At 70.9% G+C, this 21838-nt stretch carries 17 protein-coding genes; 9 read left to right on the forward strand and 8 right to left on the reverse strand.

Translation table 11 applies throughout. From position 1 onward, the window contains the following. The first annotated feature begins 179 nt into the window (after window positions 1-179). Both BIX52_RS13955 and BIX52_RS13960 read left to right on the forward strand, forming a co-directional pair. Window positions 180-1373, forward strand: coding sequence for an efflux RND transporter periplasmic adaptor subunit (locus BIX52_RS13955; protein ID WP_075221694.1), 1194 nt, complete (start codon window positions 180-182; stop codon window positions 1371-1373). Next, on the forward strand, window positions 1373-4468 hold the full coding sequence (locus BIX52_RS13960) for an efflux RND transporter permease subunit (protein ID WP_211098183.1): 3096 nt from the start codon (window positions 1373-1375) through the stop codon (window positions 4466-4468). The genes BIX52_RS13955 and BIX52_RS13960 overlap by 1 nt, the downstream gene beginning before the upstream one ends. A 184-nt stretch (window positions 4469-4652) precedes the next feature. On the opposite strand, the gene BIX52_RS13965 is transcribed toward BIX52_RS13960, so the two are convergent. Then, entirely contained in the window at window positions 4653-5255 is a 603-nt protein-coding gene (locus BIX52_RS13965; protein WP_075221696.1) for a methyltransferase domain-containing protein, read from the reverse strand. Between the two features lie 233 nt (window positions 5256-5488). On the opposite strand from BIX52_RS13965, the gene BIX52_RS13970 reads away from it, so the two are divergent. Continuing rightward, window positions 5489-6109 (forward strand): FecR domain-containing protein, encoded by a 621-nt coding sequence (locus tag BIX52_RS13970; protein ID WP_075221697.1) that lies wholly within the window; start codon window positions 5489-5491, stop codon window positions 6107-6109. A gap of 100 nt (window positions 6110-6209) precedes the next feature. Here BIX52_RS13970 and BIX52_RS13975 read toward each other — a convergent pair whose 3' ends face one another. Both BIX52_RS13975 and BIX52_RS13980 read right to left on the reverse strand, forming a co-directional pair. Beyond that, window positions 6210-8297 carry a CHASE2 domain-containing protein gene (locus tag BIX52_RS13975; protein WP_075221698.1) on the reverse strand — a complete coding sequence of 696 codons (2088 nt, stop codon included), beginning with the start codon at window positions 8295-8297 and terminating at the stop codon, window positions 6210-6212. An 84-nt stretch (window positions 8298-8381) separates the two neighbouring features. Beyond that, window positions 8382-9083 carry a Crp/Fnr family transcriptional regulator gene (locus BIX52_RS13980; protein WP_075221699.1) on the reverse strand — a complete coding sequence of 234 codons (702 nt, stop codon included), beginning with the start codon at window positions 9081-9083 and terminating at the stop codon, window positions 8382-8384. Window positions 9084-9479: 396 nt separating this feature from the next. Between BIX52_RS13980 and BIX52_RS13985 the strand changes: the two genes are divergently transcribed. The 6 genes from BIX52_RS13985 to BIX52_RS14010 all read left to right on the forward strand — a co-directional run bounded on the left by BIX52_RS13985 (window position 9480) and on the right by BIX52_RS14010 (window position 17125). Next, complete coding sequence (locus BIX52_RS13985) at window positions 9480-11126, forward strand: hypothetical protein (RefSeq protein ID WP_075221700.1); 1647 nt, start codon at window positions 9480-9482, stop codon at window positions 11124-11126. A 135-nt stretch (window positions 11127-11261) separates the two neighbouring features. Further along, window positions 11262-12833 (forward strand): ABC transporter substrate-binding protein, encoded by a 1572-nt coding sequence (locus BIX52_RS13990; RefSeq protein WP_075221701.1) that lies wholly within the window; start codon window positions 11262-11264, stop codon window positions 12831-12833. Window positions 12834-12899: 66 nt separating this feature from the next. Further along, window positions 12900-13844 (forward strand): ABC transporter permease, encoded by a 945-nt coding sequence (locus tag BIX52_RS13995; protein ID WP_075221702.1) that lies wholly within the window; start codon window positions 12900-12902, stop codon window positions 13842-13844. After that, window positions 13844-15769, forward strand: coding sequence for a dipeptide/oligopeptide/nickel ABC transporter permease/ATP-binding protein (locus BIX52_RS14000; RefSeq protein ID WP_075221703.1), 1926 nt, complete (start codon window positions 13844-13846; stop codon window positions 15767-15769). Before BIX52_RS13995 ends, BIX52_RS14000 begins: the two co-directional genes overlap by 1 nt. Continuing rightward, entirely contained in the window at window positions 15766-16743 is a 978-nt protein-coding gene (locus tag BIX52_RS14005; protein WP_075221704.1) for an ABC transporter ATP-binding protein, read from the forward strand. Before BIX52_RS14000 ends, BIX52_RS14005 begins: the two co-directional genes overlap by 4 nt. Window positions 16744-16822: 79 nt before the next feature. Then, a complete protein-coding gene (locus BIX52_RS14010; protein ID WP_075221705.1) occupies window positions 16823-17125 on the forward strand; it encodes a hypothetical protein in 303 nt (100 codons plus the stop codon). Between the two features lie 28 nt (window positions 17126-17153). Here BIX52_RS14010 and BIX52_RS14015 read toward each other — a convergent pair whose 3' ends face one another. From BIX52_RS14015 to BIX52_RS14035, 5 genes are all read right to left on the reverse strand, one after another. Further along, entirely contained in the window at window positions 17154-18047 is an 894-nt protein-coding gene (locus BIX52_RS14015) for an NAD-dependent epimerase/dehydratase family protein (protein WP_075221706.1), read from the reverse strand. Window positions 18048-18136: 89 nt separating this feature from the next. Beyond that, complete coding sequence (locus BIX52_RS14020; RefSeq protein WP_075221707.1) at window positions 18137-19558, reverse strand: amidase; 1422 nt, start codon at window positions 19556-19558, stop codon at window positions 18137-18139. Continuing rightward, window positions 19558-20304 carry an SDR family NAD(P)-dependent oxidoreductase gene (locus BIX52_RS14025; RefSeq protein WP_075221708.1) on the reverse strand — a complete coding sequence of 249 codons (747 nt, stop codon included), beginning with the start codon at window positions 20302-20304 and terminating at the stop codon, window positions 19558-19560. The genes BIX52_RS14020 and BIX52_RS14025 overlap by 1 nt, the downstream gene beginning before the upstream one ends. Continuing rightward, window positions 20301-21023 carry an SDR family NAD(P)-dependent oxidoreductase gene (locus BIX52_RS14030; RefSeq protein WP_075221709.1) on the reverse strand — a complete coding sequence of 241 codons (723 nt, stop codon included), beginning with the start codon at window positions 21021-21023 and terminating at the stop codon, window positions 20301-20303. Before BIX52_RS14030 ends, BIX52_RS14025 begins: the two co-directional genes overlap by 4 nt. Continuing rightward, window positions 21020-21835: a polysaccharide deacetylase family protein gene (locus BIX52_RS14035; protein ID WP_075221710.1), complete on the reverse strand. Its 816-nt coding sequence runs from the start codon at window positions 21833-21835 to the stop codon at window positions 21020-21022. The genes BIX52_RS14030 and BIX52_RS14035 overlap by 4 nt, the downstream gene beginning before the upstream one ends. Between the last annotated feature and the right edge of the window lie 3 nt (window positions 21836-21838).

The following is a 21838-nucleotide window of genomic DNA, read 5'->3' on the forward strand; positions in this document are numbered from 1 at the left end:
TCGGGCCGGCGTGACGCGATTTGGCGGCTGAATGTCGCGCACCCCCTTTATTCACGTCAGGTTTGGCTGATTTGGCGCAGTGAATGCTGTGAAAGCCCGTTGCCGGACCTCATCGCTGGCGCAATAGTCCCATGCCCAAAGGCTGCTGGGCACCGATCGCCCTCGGCCTGGAGACATCTATGAGCCTGACACGCCAACTCGTTCTGCTCGTTTTTCTCGCAGCGGTGGGGGGCCTCGGCTACCTCGTCTACCTGGAACGCCCGGCGAGCGAGGACACCGCCGCCGCGCCCTCCCCGGCCGCCGCCGGAGGAAGCGGAGCACGGGCCGTCGCGGTCGAGGCTGCGGTCGCCGCCGAACGGGTTCTGGAACGCCGCGTGGAGGCGGTCGGCACCACCCGCGCCCTCCAGTCGGTCGACATCGTCCCGCTGGACGACGGGCGCATCGTCGAGCTCAACATCACCCCCGGCATGCAGATCGACGAGGGCGACATCATCGCCCGGCTGGATCCGATGATCGAGCAGGCGACCTTGAACGAGTACGAGGCGCAGGCCGAGGAGCGCCGGGCTGCGCTCGACCGGTCCATGACGCTGCGCCAGTCCAACGCCTCCACCGTCAGCCAGGCTGCGGTCGAAACGCTGCGGGCCGAACTCTCGGTCGCCGAAGCCGCCGTGGAGCGGGCGCGCTACAACCTCTCGAACCGGACCGTGCGGGCTCCCTTCTCAGGCGTCCTCGGTATCTCCTCCGTCGACCTCGGGGCGCGGGTCGAAACGTCCACCGTTCTCACCACCTTGGACGACCTGTCCGAAGTGGAGATCGAATTCCGCCTGCCCGAAACCGTCTATGGGCAAATTCACCAGGGCCAGCGGATCCATGCGCAGAGCGCCGCCTTCCCCAGCCGGACCTTCGTCGGCACGGTGGCCGCGGTGGACAGCCGGATCGATTCGGTGAGCCGCGCCTTCCGCGTGCGCGCCCGCCTGCCGAACGACGACCGCGCCCTCCCCGTCGGTATGTTCATGCGCCTCGACCTTGCGCTCGACGACCGCCGCGCCGTGGTGGTGCCGGAGGAAGCGCTCGTCGTCGAGGGCGGCACCTCGCAGATCTACCTGGTTCAGAACGACACGGCGGTCCGGCGCGAAATCCGCACCGGCCTGCGCCGCAACGGCGTCGTCGAGGTTCTCGAAGGTGTGGGCGCAGGTGACCTCGTCGTCAGCCGCGGCATCCAGTCCGTGCGCGACGGAGGGCCGGTCAGGGTGATCGGCCGCACCCCGCTCCCCGGAACGCCGACCGAGGTGGAGACGCCTGCGGTCCCGGCCGCGGCCATCACGCCCGGCCGGCCTGAAGCTGCCGCGTCACCGGCAGGGAGCCGCACCTGATGCTGTCCGATCTCGCCATTCGCCGCCCGGTGCTGGCGGCGGTCGTCAGCCTCCTCATCATCGTCTTCGGGGCGGGCGCGCTCACGGGCCTCCCCATCCGCGAGCTGCCGGACATCGACACCGCCGTCGTGACCGTGCGCACCACCTATACCGGCGCCTCGCCGGAAATCGTCGACACCGACATCACCGAGATCCTGGAAGCGTCCATCTCCGGCATCTCCGGCATCAAGACGCTCTCCTCGCAGTCGCGCCGCGGCCGCTCCTCCATCACCATCGAGTTCGAGATCGGCCGCGACATCGACGAGGCGGCCAACGACGTGCGCGATGCCGTCGCCCGTGTCCGCGGCGACCTTCCCGACGACGTGGACGAGCCGCAGGTGGTGAAGTCCGACGCGGACGGTGACCCGGTCATGCGCCTCGCCGTCACCTCCACGAGGATGACCCCGGCCGAGATCACCGACTATGTGGATCGCTACGTCGTCGACCGTCTCGCCACCGTCAACGGCGTCGCCTCGGTCGACCTCTACGGCGACAGACCCTTCGCGGTGCGGATCTGGCTGGACCGTCGGGCCATGGCGGCGCGCAATCTCACGGTGGCCGACATTTCGAGCGCGCTGCAGCGGGCGAACGTCGAGCTTCCGGCCGGCGAGATCGAATCGACCACCCGCCAGCTCACCGTGCGCCTCGACAGCCGCCTGCCGGACGTCGAGGCTTTCGCCAACGTCGTGATCTCCCAGGTCGGCGGCTATCCGATCCGCCTGTCCGACGTCGCCCGCGTCATCCCCGGCGTGTCGGACGACACCACCGTCGTGCGCTCGGACGGGCGGCCGGCGATCGGCCTCAACGTCATCCGCCAGAGCCAATCGAACACGCTCGCCATCAGCCAGGGCGTGCGGGACGAGATCGCGGCGATGTCGTCCACCCTCCCGGACGGCATGGAAATCTCCGTCGGCTCGGACGATGCGATCTTCGTCGGCGCCTCGATCAAGGAGGTGGTGACGGCGCTCGCCATGTCGCTCGTCCTGGTGGTGGCGGTGATCCTGGTGTTCCTGCGCTCGTGGCGGGCGACGTTGATCCCGGCCATCACCATCCCGATCGCGCTCATCGGGACGTTCGTCTTCGTCGGCGCGCTGGGCTTCTCCATCAACGTTCTGACGCTTCTCGCGATGCTCCTCGCCATCGGCCTCGTCGTCGACGACGCCATCGTGGTGCTGGAGAATATCCAGCGGCGGATCGACAACGGCGAATCGGTGCTCGTCGCCTCCGTGCTCGGCTCGCGCCAGGTGACCTTCGCGGTCATCGCCACCTCGCTGACCCTCATCGCCGTGTTCGTTCCCATCTCCTTCCTCGGCGGGCAGGTGGGGCGGCTCTTCACCGAGTTCGGCTTCGTCATGGCGAGCGCGGTGATGATCTCCACCTTCGTGGCGCTGACGGCGTGCCCGGCGCTCGCCTCCAAGGTGCTGAGCCGCCACACCGGCGTCGCCGAGAAGCCCGAGGGCGCGCTCATGCGCGGCTTCCGCGCGGTGGTGGGGGCGGCGCTGGCGGCCCCGCTCATCGTCCTGGTGGCGGCGGCCGGCATCGCCGGTGTCGGCGCGGTTGTCTATACGACGATCCCCTCCGAGCTGACGCCGCGCGAGGACCGGGGCGTCGCCTTCGTGCCGCTCGCCGCTCCCGAAGGGGCAACGGTCGGGTTCACCGACCAGGCGGCACGGCAGGTGGAGGAGATCGCCGCGCCGCTGCGCCGGGAGGGTGACATCGCCTCCATCTTCACCCTGTCCGGCTCGTGGGGCCGCACCAACCGCGCCTTCGTGGTCTTCCGCCTCGCCGACTGGAAGGACCGCGACATGTCCGCCCAGGAGATCGCCAACGCGCTGCGGCCCGGCATGTCCAACGTGACGGCGGCGCGCGGCTTCCCGATCACCCCGTCCGGCCTCGGCCTGCGCGGCGGGCGCACACCGCTGCAGATCGTGGTCTCCGGCCCCGACTTCCCGAGCGTGCAGCAGTGGGCGGCCACCCTGCTGGAGGCCGCGAAGGCCAATCCGCGCCTCGCCAACATGGAGATGGACTACGAGGAGAATCAGCCGCAGCTCTACATCTCCGTCGACCGGCAGCGGGCCGACGATCTCGGCGTCTCGATCGAAACCATCGCCCAATCGCTGCAGACCCTGCTCGCCTCGCGCGAGGTGACCAACTTCGTCGACCGCGGCCGGGAATATCCGGTGCTGATGCAGGCGGAGGCGGACGACCGCTCGTCACCCTCCGACATCGACTTCATCTTCGTGCGCTCCGGCGACGGCACCCAGCTCGTCCCGCTCTCCACTCTGGTGACGATCCGCGAGGGGGCCGCCGCGGCCGAGCTGCGCCGCTACGACCGTCTGCCGTCGATCACCGTGGAGGGCACCACGGCGGACGACTACACGCTGGGCGAGGCGATCACCTTCATGCAGGCGGAGGCCGCCCGGCTTCTGCCGCCGGAAGCGCGAATCAGCCTGCGCGGCCAGTCGCAGCAGTTCGAGGAGACGTCGAGCGGGGCGGCCTTCACCTTCGGCCTCGCCCTTCTCATCGTCTTCCTGGTGCTGGCAGCCCAGTTCGAGAGCTTCATCCACCCGCTGACGATCATGCTCACCGTGCCGCTGGGCGTCGCCGGCGCCGTGTTCTCGATGGCGCTGACGGGACTGACGTTCAACATCTACAGCCAGATCGGCATCATCCTGCTCATCGGGCTGATGGCGAAGAACGGCATCCTCATCGTCGAATTCGCCAATCAGCTTCGCGACGAGGGGCTGTCGGTGCGCGATGCCGTGTTGGAGGCCACCGTTCTGCGTCTCCGGCCGATCGTCATGACGATCGTGTCCACGGTCCTGGGCGCGGTGCCCCTCATCATCGCGACGGGTGCGGGCGCGGAAAGCCGGATCGCCATCGGCACGGTGATCATCGGCGGGCTGGTGGTTTCCGGCCTTCTCACCCTGGTCGTGACGCCGGTGCTCTACGATCTCCTCGCCCGCCTCACCAAGCCGCGCTCGGCCGTCGACAAGGCGCTCGAGGCGGAACTGTCGCAGATCGACAAGCCCCGCGGCCCCGCCCCGGCGGAGTGAGCCGCGACCGATTGCACGGGCGGTTTGCAGGTCCCTCCACCTGCAAACCTTCCCATCGGCGAAAAGCCCTAGCCTGGTGGGCATGTTAGATGCTGAACTCGGCAACGCGCGACTTCAGCAGGAGCGCGAGGGAGCACCTCGCGGGGCCGCCCGCTCGCGAACGCGCCGAGGTGGCTGCGGGGCCTCAGCCGGCCCGCTTCACCGCCGCTTTGGCGCGGTGGTGCCTCGCCTGCGCCGCGGCCAGTTTGCCCGCGAACGCCACCCACTCACCAGGCGGCGACGTGTATGTCTTGAATCCCGCACGGTTCTTGCGCCACACGGGGATCTTCACCGCCGTGCCGAAGGCGGCGCGGATCCGTTCGCCCCACCACGGGCCGGGGCGGATCGTCGTATGCGCGTTGCGCCCGTCCGGCAGGATCGCCTGGGCCGGGGCGGTGGTGACGATGATCAGCGCCCGGTCGGTCAGCCGCGCGATGTCGGCCAGCACGCCGTCCACCTCGTCCGGCTCCAGGTGCTCCAGAACGTCGATGCAGATGACATAGTCGTAGCGCTCCTTCTGAAGCGCCGCGATCTCGGGGATGGCGGGGTCGAAAAGGTGCCGCTCGGTGACGCTGGGGACGTCGATGATCGCGCCGAAACGCCCCTGCCCCGCGCCATAGTCGAGCAGCGTCCTCGGCGCCGAAAGCTGCACCCACGGCTCGATATAGCGGCGCATCTTCACCGCCGTCGTCCCGTAGGACTGGTCGCGGTGCATCTGCGCATAGGCTTCGACGTTGCGCGTCTCCATCCCGGCTCCCGTGGTCAAATTCCGATCGCGCTCACCCGTACACCGATCCGCACGTCTTGGGACACGTTTATTGCCGGCACTCCCCGGCGTGTTCCCCGGCGTTTCGCGGCGAGATCCCGCCCGGCCGGCCCCATTGCGGCCACCATTGCTCGCCAACACAGCGCCATCTCGCATAGCATCATAGATCACGCGCCCATCGACGGGTCATCATGTCAGGACAGGAGTTCAATGCGATGAGCCTTTTGATTGATCGCCGCATCATGCTCGGCCTCGCCGCCGGGGGCATGGCGGCCGCGCTCGGTGCCGGGTCCGCGGCCGCAGCGGCAGAAACGGCCGGCGCCGTCGCCGATCTCACGGGGAGTGCCACGGCGTCGGCGTCGGGTTCCGCGGAACGGGCGCTCGCGGTCAGCGATCCGGTGCACATCGCGGAAATGGTGCGCACGGGACCGGGGGCGCGCGCGGTGCTGGCGCTGGGTGAGCGCACGGTGTTGCGGCTCGGCGCGGCGACGCAGGTGAAGCTCGAGCGCTATGTGGTCGACGCCGGGGGCGAGTTCACCCTCGGCAGCGGCGCCATCCTGTTCGACCGGGACGGGCCGCCGGCCGACAGTGCCCTGACGATCAGCTCGGACTACGGGCTCATCGTCGTGCGCGGAACGACCTTTTTCGCCGGGCCGAGCCGCGGCGTCTTCGGCGTCTTCGTGGAGACGGGCGCGGTGGACGTCACCGGCGGCGGCGTGACCGTGCGGGTCGCGGCCGGGGAAGGCACGAACATCGAGGTGCCGGGCGCGGCGCCGACGGATCCGGTCGCCTGGGGCCAGGCCCGCATCGACGAAGCGCTGGCGAGCGTGCAGTAAAGCCCGCCGCGCTCTGCTGCCCGGCGCCCTCTCGCCCCCTGCGCGGCCACGTCGGCGGGTGCGGTACAGGGCGCCGCGGGGCGGGATCAGGCCGGCACCCTCACCCGGCGCGGCTCGCAGGCTGTGGCTGGCAGCGCGGCGGGAACAATGCGCGGTAGTCCGCCGGGGTGAGCGCATCCAGCGCGATCGGCGTTGCGGAGAACGATGCGACGGTCCGTTCGATCTCCTGCCGCTCGGCCGCGCCGACATCCGGCTCCCACACGGTGAAGAGGCTGAGAGGCTCCGGAAAGCCGCGCACGGTGAAGAGGCCGAGCGGGCGCAGGTCGCACGACAGCCGCGCCGCCGCCCCCGGCCCGACGACGATGGACGTCCCCAGATTCTTGTTCGCCTGCTCGAAACGCGATGCGGCGTTCACCGCCGCCCCGTGCGCCGTATAGTCCAGCTTGCGTGACCCGCCGACGTCGCCGACGATCGCATGGCCGGTGTCGAGGCCGATTCGGGTGCGCCCCAGCCCCAGCGCGCGGGCGGCGGGGGTCTGCTCGAAAGCCTCGCTGGCGGCAACGAGCGCGATCGCACAATCGAGCGCCCGCTGCGGATGCGCAGGCAGGTCGAACGGCACGTTGAAGAGCGCGTTCATGCTGTCGCCGATCAATTTGGCAACCATCCCGTCATGGGCGACGGCGACGCTGGTGATGGCGTCATAATAGGCGTCCAGCAGGGCGATCAGGGCTTCCGGCTCGGCCGCCGCTGTCATTGCAGAGAAGCCCTCGATGTCGGTGAAGAGGGCCGTCACCTCGCGCGCTTCGCCCTTCAAGCGGATCGTGTCGGGGCTGGAGGCGATGCGGCGCACCACGGCGGGCGACAGATGCTGCTCGAACGCCGACTGCACGCGCCGGGCCTGCCGCCGCGCCCGCGCCGAGACGAGGATGGAGCCGAGCCCGAAGGTGAGCGCGGCACTGGCGGCGGGCATCACAGGGTCGATCAGCCACAGGTGCGAGGCGGAGAGGATCGCCGCACCCGACACCCATGCGAGCGCCGCCGCCCCGACGACGACCGCCCCGCCCGCAGGCGATGCGAAGCGCGCGGCGAGCAGCCCAGCGACCGCGCCCAGCATGATGGCCGCGCTCTCCACCCACCCGGCATGCGGGGCGCGCACCGGGAATGCACCGGCGGCAATCTGCGCCACGGCGTCGGCCTGAAGGTCCACGCTGGGGACGAGAGTTCCGTCCGCGCCGGTCCTGAGGCCGCCCGTCTCCGCCGCCGATGAGCCGAGGAGGACGACGGCGCCTTCGAGCCGGGAGAGCGCGGCGGGGTCGCCGGACAGGATGTCCGCCGCCGCGACGCGCCGCGCCAGCCTCTCGGCCGCGGGGACGGGAATGAGCCGCATCAGCCCCCCTTCGCCGAGCGGGATCACATGGGGGCCGGCCTGGAGCGTCCCGGCGGCCGGGTCGATGATGATGGGGGCACCGCCACCGGCGATCCGATGCACCTCCAGCGCGAGGCCCGGCACCGGCTGACGGCCGGCGATCGCCAGCAGCGGCACCTCGCGAATGGTGCCGTCGACGCTTCCCGGAAGGGACAGCGCGCCGAACCCCGCCGCCGCCTCGGCGAGCACGGGGATCGGCCCGTGGAGACCGCCCGTCAGCCACAGCCCGTCGGCCACGAAGGTGCCGCGCACCATCACCGGCGGCGGCGGCACGGGCGCGCCCATCTCCGGCGCCAGCGCAACGCCGAGAACCGCCGGCACCCGCGACAGCGCGGCGGCCAGCTCCTCGTCCCCGTCCGTCAGGCTGGAGGGGTCCACCGGCAGTGCCACCCCGGCCGCGGCGAGCCGCCGGGCGAGCGCGGCGGCGGAGCGGTCGTCCGGCCCGTCCAGCAGGATGTCGACGGCGAGCACCTTTGCCCCGGCATCGGCGATGGCGCCGACGAGCCGGGCCATGTCCGAGCGCCCCCACGGCCACGGCCCCACCAGGTCCAGCGTGCGCCGCTCGATGTCGACGACGACCGGCTGAGGCGCGGCGCCGACGTCGGCATAGGCGGTGAGCTGGTCGAAGATGCGCGCGCGCAAGGTGCGCCCACCGCCCGTCTCCGACAGGCCGGTCAAGGCGAGCGCCACGGCGACGGCGATGGTGAGGAGGCCGAGCTCGGTCGAGGCGCGGGCCCGCGCGATTCGGCGCCAATCCTTCACGCCGTCACTCCCCCGTCCGTGAGGTTGTCCGTGGGGTGGCCCTTGAGGCGGCCCGTATTGCGGCCCGCATGCCGCCCGAGGCCGTCATTCGTCCGCAAGCTGGGCAAGGGCGGTTTCGTCGAGCACGACGAGGGTGGTCCCCTCCGCCCGCAGGATGCCGGACCGGGCGAGCTTGGCGATCTGCCGGCTCGCATTCTCCCGCGACAGGCCGAGATAGGCGCCGAGGTCGGTCTGGTTGGCGGAGAGGTCGATGACGATGCCGGCGGGGCTGTTGCGCCCATAGGCCTCGCACATGCGCATCAGCCCGCCGGCGAAGCGCGCATCCAGCTTGCGCATGTTGGTCTCCACGATGTCCGACGTGGCACGCAGCTTCTCGCACAGGATGGAGATGATCTCGGTCAGCGCGTCCGGCGATTCGCGCAAGACCGGCAACAGGTCGCGCCGGCCGATGCGGAAGATCTCGCCCGGCTCCAGCATGGTGGCCGAGGCGGTGCGCGGCCCGCCGTCCAGGACCGCGATCTCGCCCACCAGGTCGCCGCTGCGCAGGAAGTTCAGCACCACCTCGCGCCCGGCGGCGGACGTGTTGTGCACCTTCACCGTGCCGCTGATGACGACGTGGAGCGCATCACCCGCGTCGTCGCGCTGGAAGATGCGCTCGCCGCGGGCATAGCGGATGGCGCGGCCGTGCATCACCACGCGGTCGATGGCGCTGTCCTCCATGGCGCCGATGAAGGTGTTGGCGGCCAGGAATGCCCGCACCGGGCTGGATCGGACGGTGGTCGACATGGAATTTTCTCCCGTGCGAAACCTTGCTGTCGGTGTCGTGGCCGGCGGAACCAAGGCACACATCAAGCCGTCCAGAGGTCACCTTATGCCACGACGAGGCCGTGGCATCGGCAAAAATCGAGTCTTTCGGGTGCGCCCCGCGGCGGACGAGGGGCGACGAGGCCTTGCCGGGGCGGCCCGGCTTGCCGCAAACAGGGCGGTGGCGGCGCCCTCTGCCGCCCGCCGCCTGCGAGGAGAGACCGCTGCCGCCTGCCCCGTTCCGCCCCGTGCCGACCGCCGCGCGGTGCCGCCCGCTCAGCCCGATGCACCCCCTTGGCCGGTCGCCCGACCTGTGCCGAATGCCCTCCCCCTGCCGGGCGCCGTCCCTCGGCCGGCGCGGCCTCTGCCGGACACGCGATGTCTGACCGCACCGCCGCCCCCGCTGCGCGCACGCTCGCGCATGTGCCGGACGCTGTGGCCGTGCCGGGCCGCATCCTGCTGGCCGCGCCGCAGTGGTATGACTGCACCGCAGCGCTCGCCCGCCTCACCGCGCTCTTCACCGAGGCGGACGTTGCGGCGGAGACGATGGAGCCCGTGCGCCTCGATGCGGCGATCTGGCCCGCACCTGGTGCCGTGCCCGTCCACGGCCTCATCCTCCACCCGTCCGCCGAGGACTACACCGCAGCCGCCGCGCGCCGCGGGACACCGCCCGCCGCCGCCATCGCCGATTGGACGCACCACACCGCCGGGCTCCTCGCCCAGTGCGCTCGCATCGCCCGCCTCACCGTGCTGGACCCGCACGGCGTTCTGGACGACGACCGTCTGGCCGACAGCCTCGGCGCCCATCTCGGCCTGACCCTGACAGGCGATGCGACGCCGCCCGCGCGCTCGCGCGACGAGGACGCATCCGCGGCCGTCACGCGCTATCTCTGCCGCCTCGCGGTGATGGAGACGCCGGAGGTGGGCAAGCTCGCCGCCGCCTTGGCGCCGCGCGTCCTCCCCCTGTGGAGCGCGCCGCCGGCCGCCGGCATCGGCGATGCGCTCGCCACCCACGCCACCCTCGCGGCGGGCACGGGGCACGGCGGCGTCGTCGACCCGGTGGTCCACGCCGCGCTCGCCCACCGGCTGGCCGAGGCGGAGGCGCAAATCGCGCTGCTGGTGGAACAGATCGTTCCGCTGCAGGAGGCCGTGGGCGCCGCGATCTTCGACAGCGCCACCTTGCAGCACCAGACCATCTATGCCGAGGACGGCCTCACCCACCCCGCCTTCTACCCGCCCGAGCGCCGCCCGGCGGATGGTCGCCCTCTGCGCTGGATCGGCCGCGAGGACGACGCCGTCGTCGCCACCGATATCAGCCGCACCCGCCCCGTGCGCGTCGACGTGGAGATCGCCGTGACGATCAGCCAGGCGGCGCTGAAAGGGTTCTCCGTCAGCGTCGACGGCAAGGCGCCGCTCAGCGTGGAGGTGGTGCGGCTCGACGATGGGAGCTGGCGCCATTCCAGCACCTTCGCCCCGCCCGCGGCGCCCGATCCGCTGGCCCTCACCCGCGTCGGACTGCACATCGCCGCCAAGACGGACCTCACATCGCGCGGCGATCCCCGAGCGCTGGCCGTCGGCATCCACAAGATCGACGTGTGGCAGATCCAGGGCGACACCGGGCCCGGCACGGTGGAGATTACCGCCGCGGACCTGACCGCTCCCGCCTTCTACGATCTGGAGCTCCATCCCTCCGGCGCCGCCTTCCGCTGGATGGGCCGCGAGGAAGCCGCCACCCACGCCCTCGCCGCCCCGCTGCCGGAGCGCGTCTCTGCCGTGGTGGAGATGCCGCTCGCCATCAGCCAGCGCGCGGTGGACGGTCTCGCCCTCACACTCGGCGGCACCGCGGCCACGGCGGTAAAGGTGGAGGCGAGCGCGGATGGGCGGCTGACGAAGACGTTCACCTTCGCGGGGGTGGCGGGGGCGGACAGCCTCGGCCTCACCCTCGCCGAGCGCGTGGCGGAGGGCGGTGCGGACGGGCGCATGCTGGGTGTGGCCATCGCGCGGATCGTTCTGCGGCCGGCCTGAGGCCCCGTCCGGCGGTCCCCCCCCCCGGCGCTGCGGACGATCCGCGCCCGGGCGGCGGCGCCTTGGCGCGGCGCGGTTGTGACATAGGTCCATGCATGGTTTGTTGCGAATGAACCAAAGGGAGAGGAGCCCTGCATGTATCGCATCCTCGCCGTGTTGGTGGCCGCGCTGGTCGCCGCGCCTATCGCAACCTGGACGGCGGGCCCCGCCGCCGCGCAGACCCCGCCCGGCGTCCTCGTCGTCGGCCAGGTGGCCGAGCCCAAATCGCTCGACCCCCACGCGGTGACCGCGGTCAACGACTTCCGCATCCTCGTCAACATGTACGACGGGCTGGTCCGGTTCGCCGACGGCACGCTCGACGTCGAGCCCGCGCTCGCCGAACGCTACGAGGTGTCGGACGACGGGCTGACCTACACATTCCACCTGCGGGACGGCGTGGAGTTCCACGACGGCACACCGTTCGATGCCGACGCCGTGGTGTTCAACTTCGAGCGGATGCTGAACGAAGACCACCCCTTCCACGACACCGGACCGTTCCCGCTCTCCTTCTTCTTCTCGGCGGTCGACAGCGTGGAGGCGACGGACGCCGCCACGGTCACCTTCACCCTGAAGGAGCCTTACGCGCCGTTCCTGTCCAACCTCGCCTATCCGACAGGGCTGATCGTGTCGCCCGCCGCGGTGGAGGAATATGGCGAGGATTTCGGCCGCCATCCGTCCGGCACGGGGGCGTTCAAGTTCGCCGAGTGGCAGTCCAATTCGCGCGTGGTTGTGGAGAAGAACGCCGACTGGTGGGGCGGCGAGCCGGCACTTCAGGCGATCGTCTTCCGGCCTATCACCGACGGCAACACCCGCCTTGCCGAGATGCTGTCCGGCGGGATCGACGTGATGGTCGAGACCCCGCCGGACGCGCTCGCCCAATTCACCGGCGACGCGAACTTCACCGTGCACGAACAGGCCGGGCCGCATTTGTGGTTCCTGATCCTCAACACCAAGGAAGGCCCGTTCGCAAACAAGCTGGTGCGCCAGGCGGTGAACTACGCCATCGACAAGACGGCGCTGGTGGACTCCATCCTCCAAGGCACCGCCGAAGTCGCCGCGGGGCCGACCCCGCCCGCCTTCGCCTGGGCCTACAACGAAGAGCTGGAGCCCTATCCGCACGACCCGGAGAAGGCCAAGGCGCTGCTGGAAGAGGCCGGATATGACGGGGCCGAGCTGACCTTCTACGTGACCGAAGGCGGGTCCGGCATGCTGGACCCGGTGGCGATGGGCACGGCCATCCAGGCCGATCTGGAAGCGGTGGGGATGCCGACCACGATCGAAACCTACGAGTGGAACACCTTCCTCGCCAACGTGAATCCGGGGCTGGCGGGGAAGGCCGACATGGCCGAAATGGCGTGGATGACCAACGACCCCGACACGCTCCCCTTCCTGGCCCTGCGCACCGAGGCGATGCCGGAGAATGGCGGCTTCAACTCCGGCTACTACTCCAACCCGGAGGTGGACACGCTGCTGGAAGAGGCCCGCACCGCCACCGATCAGGACGAACGCGCCCGGCTCTACAAGGAGATGCAGGCCATCGTTCATGACGACGCCCCGTGGGCCTTCATCGCCAACTGGAAGCAGAACGCGGTGACGAGCGCGCGGGTGGACGGCTTCGCCCTCCAGCCCTCCTTCTTCCTCATGCTCCAGGGCGTGGCGAAGAACTGACCCCGCGCAACGGGGGCCGGCGCACACCCGCGGCCCCCGTTGACGTCATCCGACGCGAGGCATCCGATGGCATCGACGATCCTCTGGCGGCTCCTGACCGCCATACCCGTCCTCATCGGCCTTTCGGTGATCGTCTTCGCGATCATGGCGATGATCCCCGGCGATCCGGCGACGGCTATTCTGGGCTCCTACGCGACGCCGGAGAATGTCGAGCGGCTGAACCGGCAGCTCGGTCTCGACCGCAGCCTGCCGGAGCAATACTTCATCTGGATCGGCAACATCCTGCAGGGCGACTTCGGCCGCTCCCTGTCGCTCAACCGCCCGGTCATCGACGAGGTCCTCGAGCGCCTCTCGGCAACGATGCTGCTGGCCGGCACCGCACTGGTGCTCGCCACCATCGCCGGGCTTGCCGCGGGCGTCGTCTCGGCGGTGCGCCAATATGGGCTGGCGGACAAGGCGCTCACCTTGATGGTGCTGATCGGCATCTCCATGCCCGCCTTCTTCCTCGGCCTCCTCCTCATCCTGCTCTTCGCGGTCAAGCTGCGGTGGTTTCCGGCCAGCGGGATGACGGCGATCTACGGCGGCGGCGGGCCGGGCGACATCGCCCACCACCTCGTCCTTCCCGCCCTCACCCTGGCCGTGGTGGCGACAGGCGTCATCGCTCGCCTCACCCGCACCGCGATGCTGGAGGTGCTGCGCCAGGATTTCATCCGCACCGCCCGCGCCAAGGGCGTGCCGGAGCGCCGGGTGATCGCCCGCCACGCCTTCAAGGCGGCGCTGGTGTCGGTGATCCCGGTGATCGGCATCCAGGCCGGCTTCGTGCTCGGCGGCGCGGTCTATGTGGAGACGGTGTTCCAATGGCCGGGCATCGGCTCCATGTTGGTCACGGCGATCTCCACCCGCGACATCCTGCTGGTGCAGGGCGGCGTCCTCGTCGTCGCGGCGGCCTATGTCCTCTTCAACCTCGCCGCGGACGTTCTGCAGATGGCGATCGACCCGAGGCTGCGCTGATGGCCGTCACCGACATCGCCGCCCCCGTCACCCCGGCGGCGCAGCCCGCGCGGCCCGGTGCCTGGCAGCTCCTCTTCGCCAACACGCTGGCGACGGCGGGGCTTATCGTCATCACCCTCGTCGTCCTCGTGGCGCTGGCGGCGCCCGTGCTACCGCTGGCCGATCCCAACGCCACCGCCCCCGCCGCCCGTCTCACGCCGCCGCTGACGGACGGCTATCTCCTCGGCACCGACGCGCTCGGCCGCGACATTCTCGCCCGCCTCGTCTGGGGCCTCAGGGTCAGCCTCGCGGTGGGGCTGTCGGCCACGGCGATCGCGGCGGTGGCGGGGTCACTCATCGGCCTCGTCGCCGGGTTCGCCGGCGGGCGGGTGGACGCGGTGCTGATGCGCGGCGTCGACATGGTGCTGGCCTTCCCCTACATCCTGCTCGCACTCGCCATCGTCGCCGTGCTGGGGCCGGGGCTCGTCAACGCGCTCTACGCCATCGCGGTGGTCAACATCCCTTTCTTCGCGCGCAACGTCAGGGGCCTGGCGCTTGGCCTCTCACGGCGCGAGTTCGTCGACGCGGCGCGCCTGTCCGGCCAGGGCAGCGCCGAGATCCTCATGCGCGAGGTGCTGCCCAACGTTCTGCCGGTGATCGTCATCACCATGTCCACCACGGTGGGGTGGATGATCCTGGAGACGGCGGGCCTCTCCTTCCTCGGCCTCGGCGCGCAGCCTCCCCAGGCCGACCTCGGCTCGATGCTGGGGGACGGACGCGCCGTTCTCTTCACCGCGCCGCATGTGGCGATCATTCCGGGTGTCGCCATCTTCGTTCTGGTGATGAGCATCAACCTTTTGGGCGACGGCATCCGCGACGTGCTGGACCCGCGGCTGAAGTCCGGCGCCCTCGCCCGGCCCGGCGCGCGCACCAAGATCGCCCGCACGGCCGCCCCTGCCCCGGCCGCGCCTGGCGCGCTGCTGGAGGTCGCGGGACTGAAGACGCATTTTCGCGTCGGCCGCAGCACGGTGGAAGCGGTGCGCGGCGTGGATCTCGCCGTGGCGGAGGGAGAGTGTCTCGGCATCGTCGGCGAATCGGGGTCGGGCAAGTCGGTCACCGGCATGTCGGTGATGGGGCTGGTGCCCTCGCCTCCCGGCGTGATCGCGGACGGTGCGGCCTTCTTCCGCGGCGACGATCTGTTCGCCCTGCCGGACGGAGCGCTGACGGCGCTGCGCGGATCCGCCGTCGCCTACGTGTTCCAGGACCCGCTGTCGACGCTGCACCCGCAATTCACCATCGGCCAGCAGCTCATGGAGGCGATCCGCGTTCACGCCCCGGTGGGCCGCAAGGAGGCGCGGCGGCGGGCGGAGGCGCTGCTCGCCAAGGTGCGCATCCCCAACCCCGCGCGGCGGCTGGACGCGTATCCTCACGAGCTGTCCGGCGGCATGCGCCAGCGCGTCGGCATCGCCATGGCGCTCGCCAACGACGCGGCGGTGCTGGTGGCGGACGAACCCACCACCGCGCTCGACGTGACGGTGCAGGCGCAGATCCTGAAGCTCATCAACGTCCTGCGCCGCGAGACGGGAGTGGCGGTGATCTTCATCACCCACGACTTCGGCGTCGTCTCCGCCGTCACCGACCGGGTGGCGGTGATGTATGCCGGCGAAATCGTGGAGACCGGCCCCACGGCGGCGCTTCTGTCGGCGCCCGCCCATCCCTACACCGCGCGGCTGATCGCCTGCGTCCCTGTGCTGGGCGAGCCGGACCGCGCGGTGAAGCCGATCCCCGGCCGTCCGCCCGCCTTGGTGGACTTGCCGAAGGGCTGCGCCTTCGCCGCCCGGTGCGAGCGGGCGCAGGACGACTGCCGCGCCGGACCCGTCCCGCTCGCCGGCAGCGGTTCGCGTGCGGTGCGCTGCCTCCACCCCCTCACCGCAGAGGCCGCATGAGCGCGATCCTTCAGCTCGACGACGTCGCGCGGCGCTTCGGCGGCGGGCGCACCCTGTTCGGCGGCGCCAAACCCACGGTGCACGCGGTGCGCGGCATCTCGCTCACCGTGGCGCGGGGGGAGACTGTCGGCATCGTCGGCGAATCGGGGTGCGGCAAGTCCACCCTGGCGCGCATGGTGGTGGGGCTCGACCATCCGAGCGACGGCACCATCCGCTTGGCGGGAAACGCCGACCGGCGCGCTTCGGTGCAATATGTCTTCCAGGACTGCGCCGCCTCGCTCAACCCGCGCAAACGCGTTCGCCAGGCGCTCTCGGTGCCGCTCACCAAGCTCGCCGGGCTGCGCGGGAAAGCGCGTGAGGCGCGACTCGCCGAGTTGATGGAGACGGTGAACCTCGACCCCGCCTTCCTCGACCGCTACCCGCACGAGCTTTCCGGCGGGCAGGCGCAGCGCATCGGCATTGCCCGCGCACTGGCCGCCGAGCCCGACCTCCTGGTGCTGGACGAGCCGGTGTCCGCACTCGACGTCTCGATGCAGGCGCAGGTGCTGGAGCTTCTGGCCGACCTGAAGGCGCGGCTCGGCCTCACTTACGTGTTCATCAGCCACGATCTTTCGGTGATCGAATCGGTCAGCGACAGGGTGGCGATCCTCTATTTCGGCAAGCTGGCGGAGATCGGCCCTGCGCGGGCGGTCTATGCCGCGCCGCAACACCCCTATACGGCGCTGCTCCTCGCCTCCGCCCCCGCGCCGGGGCGCCCGCTGGACCCGCCGGACGAGGACGACGGTACGCTGCCCGACCCCTACGACCCGCCGCCCGGATGCGCCTTCGCCGCACGCTGCCCGCGCGCCGAGGCCGTCTGCCGCGAAGCGATGCCGCCGCTCGCAGCGCACGGCGGCGCGCCGGATCACCAAAGCGCCTGCCACTTTCCCATTTCGCACGGGGCTGGTGCGCGTCAGGGCGGATCGCGTCAATAAGTGCCAGGCGCAAACGGCGGCATATGTATTAGCTAACCCTCGGGCGCGGCGTGAGGCTCCGCCCAGGAGGGATCCGACAATGCAACACGGCACCCGTATCGTGCGCACGCTCGAGACGAGCTTGGCGCTGGCTTTGACCGTGGGCGCGCTGGTGGTGGCGACCGCGCCGGCGAAAGCTCAATCCATGTCCTGTAGCGCTGCGGTCCGGCAGACTCAGAGCGACGCCAGCGGAAGCCCGCGCCTGACCGGCGGCAACAGCCGCGGCGGCCATTTCCAGACCCTTCTCGCCCAGGCCGGAGCGGCCGGCCTCAGGGGCGACGACGCGACATGCATGCGCCTCATCACTCAGGCGCGCGGCGCGGCGGGTCTGCGCCCGCTGTGATCCCGCCGCGCGTGCCCGCTCAGGCGATTTACCCGGCGCGGTAGAAGTCCACCGTTTCGGCGATCCCATCGGCGAGGCTCCTTTGGCGCCAGGCGGGGAAGAGCCGGGCCAGCGTCTCGTCATGGTCGGGGCAGACGACGGGGAGCGGCGGCCCGGCGGCGTCGATCTCCGCGTCCGGCACAACGGCGCGGATCTTGGCGGCGACGTCGGCGGGATCGGTCGGCAGCCCGACCATGTTGACGACGTGTGCCCCGGCCGGCTTCTCGGCGAGTGCGGTCATGAAGCAGCTCGCGACGTCGCCCGCGTGGATCATGTCGAACGCGCCGGTGAAGGGGATGGTGTAGGGCCGGCCTTGCGCCGCCTCGCGGCAGGCGATGCTGGGGCCCGCCGAGCCGCCGACGTCCCGCCCGCCGCCATAGACCACGAATGGGCGGAAACCGATGCTGGCGATCCCATCGTCGGCCAGGAAGGCCCGCGCAGACCCCTCTCCCGCCAGCTTGAAGGCGCCGTAGTGCGTGGTCGGGCGCGGCTCGTCGGCGGCGGTGGGACCGTAGACCCCGGCGCTGCTCATATAGGTGACGAAGCCGATGCCGTGCCGCCGCGCCGCCATGAACACGTTGAGCGTTCCGACGAGGTTGACGTGAACGCCCATCAACGGATCCGCCTGACACGCGGGGGTGAGGATGCCGGCGAGATGTACGACGCCCTCGCAGCCCGCCATGGCGGCCACCACAGCCTCCGTGTCGCCGATGTCCCCGGCGATGAAGTTGACGCGCTCCGCGAAGGCCGCGCCGCAGATCTCGGCAATCTTGCGCCGATCGTCGCGCAGGTCGAACACCACGGGGTCGTAACCCTCGGCGGTGAGTGCGCGCAGCATCCACGCGCCGATGAAGCCGCCGCCGCCCGTGACCAGAACCTTCATGCCGTCCCCCCGCTCGTTGCCCCCAGTCGGCGTGGCCGCCGGAGGTCGTTTCAGAGAGGTCTTAAACTATCGGCGGGCGAAGGGCGACGTCACACTGCCGGGGTGCGGGCGGGAGCCGTCGCGGGAACGGCGAGGCGCGCTTCGAGGTCGGCCGCCACCTTCAGCAGGAACCGCTCCTGGTACCACGGCGCGGCGAGGTGGAAGCCGACCGGCAGGCCCGACGCCGTCCACCCGCACGGGAAGGAGATGGCGGGGTGGCCGGTGAGGTTGAACGCCAAGGTATAAGGGTACCAGGAGTGACGCACCCTCCCGGCCGGCTCGCCGTTGATCAGGATCGGCCCGTGCGGGTCCTGGCCGTGCGGCAGCGGCGGGGCGGAAAGCGTCGGCGAGGCGATCACGTCGGCCCACTCGAACACCGCCTGCACCTCTTTGAACGCGCGCGTGCGGGCGGCCCCTGCCCCGGTCAGCGCCAGTGCTGAATGTTTGAAGCCGTTGTCGACGTGGACGAGAAGCGTCGGGTCGAGGTCGTCCCGGTGCGCCGCCAGAACCGGTCCCGCGCGCGAGGCGAGCAAGGTTTCGAGCACCACCATGAACGTCTCTTCCAGCGCCGCGAAATCGAGGTCGATCTCGGTGACGATGGCGCCCGCGTCCGCCATCTGCGCCACGACGCGGCCGGTGATGTCGGCGATCTCGCTGTCGATCCGGTTGCCGGCGGTGGGAAGCCAGGCGACACGCAGGCCCGCCATCTCCTCGAACCGCATCGGGTGCGGGAGGGCGGCCTGGCCGTAGGGGTCGCGCCTGTCGAACCCGGCGACCGCCTCGAACAGGAGCGCGGTGTCGGCGACCGTGCGGGCCATCGGCGCCACGTGGACGTTGGCCGAGAAGAGGTCGCCCGCCTGCAGGTTGGTGATGGCACCCAGCGTCGACTTCAGCCCCACCGTGCCGCAGCAGGCGGACGGGATGCGCACCGAGCCGCCGCCGTCCGTCCCCAGCGCGATCGGCCCCATGCCCGCCGCCACCGCCACCGCCGCGCCGCCGGAGGAGCCGCCGGGCGTTACGTCGGGGCTGTGCGGGTTCAGCGTGCGGCCGAACAGCGGGGCGGAGGTGTGGATCTTGTGGCCGAACTCCGGCGTCGTCGTCTTGCCGATGAGGATGGCGCCGGCCGCCTTGGCGCGGCCGACCGCGACCGCGTCCTCGTCCGGCACGAAGTCCGCGAAGGCTTTCGAGCCGAAGGTGGTGCGCACGCCCTTCGTCAGCGTCAGGTCCTTGACGGAGTATGGCAGGCCGAAGAGCGGCGGCAGGTCGCCGCCCCCCATTGCCGCCTCGGCCTCGCGCGCTGCGGCGCGGGCCTCCTCGGCGGTGACGGTGACGAAGGCGTTGAGGTCGGCCCGCGCCTCGATGCGGGCGAGCGCGGCGTCGACCACCTCCACGGGCGAGAAGCTGCCGGCGCGGTAGCCTGCGCGCAGCTCGGTGGCGGTGAGGTCGGCGAGGTCGGTGGGTGTGTCGGTCATTAGGTCATCCAGCGGCCGCCATCGATCAGCAGCGTCTGTCCGGTGATGAAACGGGCCTCGTCGGTGGCGAGGAAGGTGACGGCGGCTGCAACGTCCTCGGGCTCGGCGATGAAGCCCGCGGGGGTGGCGGCCACAATGCGGTCCAGCACCTCGCGCGACAATCGCTGATGCGCGGCGGTGGCGATGGCGCCGGGCGCGACCGCGTTGACGGTGACGCCGCGCCCCGCGACCTCGCGCGCCAAGGAACGGGTGAGGCCGACGACGCCCATCTTGGCGCTGGCATAGTCGGCAAGGCCCGCGTCGCCCACGAAGGCGGCGTCCGTGGACATGTTGACGATGCGCCCGCGCCCGCGCTCGGCCATGCCCGGCGCCACGAGGCGGCACATGCGCATGGCCGACAGCAGCGAAATTTCGAGGACGAAGCGCCACGTCTCTTCATTGGAAGTGAGGAAGGGGCCGCCCTTCTCGCGCGCGCTCTGGCCGAGATTGTTGAAGAGAATGTCGGCCGGGCCGTGCGCCGCCTCTGCCTCGGCCACGAACGCCTCCAGCGTGGCGCGGTCGGTGCCGTCACCGGCGATGGCGAGTGCGCCGGTGCCGGACAGCGCCGACACGTCGAGGTCGATGGTGGCGACCTTCGCGCCCTCGGCCAGGAAGCGGCGGACGGTGGCGGCGCCGATGCCCCCGCCCCCCGCCGTCACCAAAGCGGTGCGTCCGGCAAGACGGCCGCTGCCCTGTGCGGCGCTCAATGGAACACCCGGCCGCCGTCGACGGCGAGCGTGGATCCGGTGACGTAGCTAGACGCATCGGAGGTGAGGTAGAGGATCGCCTCGGCGAGTTCGGCGGGCTCGGCCACGCGCTTCAGGGCGTAGCGGTCGCGGATCGCCTCCAGCGCGGCGGCCGGGTCGGCCGCGGTCTCGTAGGAGGTGCGGAAGAGCGGCGTGTCGACCGCGCCGGGCGCCACCGTGTTGACGCGGATCTTCTGCGGCGCCAGCTCCATCGCCAGCGATTTGGACAGCATGACGAGCCCCGCCTTGGAGGAACAATAGGCCGCGCGCCGGGCGAGAGGCACCAGCCCCGCCCCGGACGCGACGTTGACGATGGTGCCGCCGCGCTCAGCCAGATGCGGCAGCGCCAGACGGCACACCCGCATCGGCCCGGTGAGGTTTACGGCGAGGACCCTCTCCCACGCGGCGTCGTCCTGCTCGGCGAAATCGCTCAGGAGGTCGATGCCGGCGGCGTTCACCACACCGTCGATCCCGCCCATCGCGGCGGCAGCGGCGGTGACGGCGGCGGCGGTGGCGGCGGCGTCCGTCAGGTCGGCGACGTGGACGTTTTCGCCGGCAAGGTCGATGACGGAGACCGAGGCGCCCTCCTCGCGAAACAGGCGGGCGGTGGCGGCGCCGATCCCGCTCGCTCCGCCGGTGATCAGGATGCGGCGGCCGGCGAGCCGCCCCCGCGCGCTCACGCGGCCTTCAGGCGCGGGCGGATGTCGTCCGTCATCTCGTCGCACCGGCCCATCCAGGTGCCGCCGGTCTTCAGCGCGTGCTCGATCAGCCCTTCCAGCACCAGGAGGCGCGAGGGCTGGCCGATGATCTGCGGGTGCATGCCCACCATCATCATGCGGCCCTCGGCGTGGAGGCAGTCGAACTCGGCGATCCAGGCTTCCAAGAGCGCCGAGGGGGCCTGCATCGTGCGGCCGGGCAGCGTGATGGAATAGTTGAAGAAGGGCGCGTCATCGAGCACCCAACGGAAGGGAAGCTCCACGATGTCGGTCCGCGCGCCGTCGATTTCGAGGAGGTAGGGCTCGTCGTCGTCGAAGAAGTTCGAGGAATAATCGAACCCGTATTGCTTGATCAGCCCCAGCGTGATGTCGGAGAATTCCGCCGCGGGGGAGCGCCAGCCGCGCGGCTTGTAGCCGGCCGCCTTCTCGATCGCCTCGATGCCCTTCTGCATCTCCTCGTGCTCCTCGGCGTGGGTGCAATTGAGGATCCACTTGTGGGTGTGGCTGTGGTGGGCGATCTCGTGCCCGCCCTTCAGGATCGCCTCGATCATCGCCGGCTGCTGTTCCACCACCACGCCGGGGACGAAGAAGGTGGTCTTCAGGTCGTACTTGGCGAGAAGGTCCAGCACCCGCCAGATGCCCCGCTTCCAGCCGTAGCGGCCCTGGGACATGACGATCGGCCGGTTGGCGTTGTTCGGATCGCGCGCGGTCCAAAGCGTCTCGCAGTCGACGTCGAAGGTGAGGAAGAGCGGAAAGCCGCGGCTGGTGAAGGACATGAA

This window comes from Acuticoccus yangtzensis (genome assembly GCF_001927245.1).
Lineage (GTDB): Bacteria > Pseudomonadota > Alphaproteobacteria > Rhizobiales > Amorphaceae > Acuticoccus > Acuticoccus yangtzensis.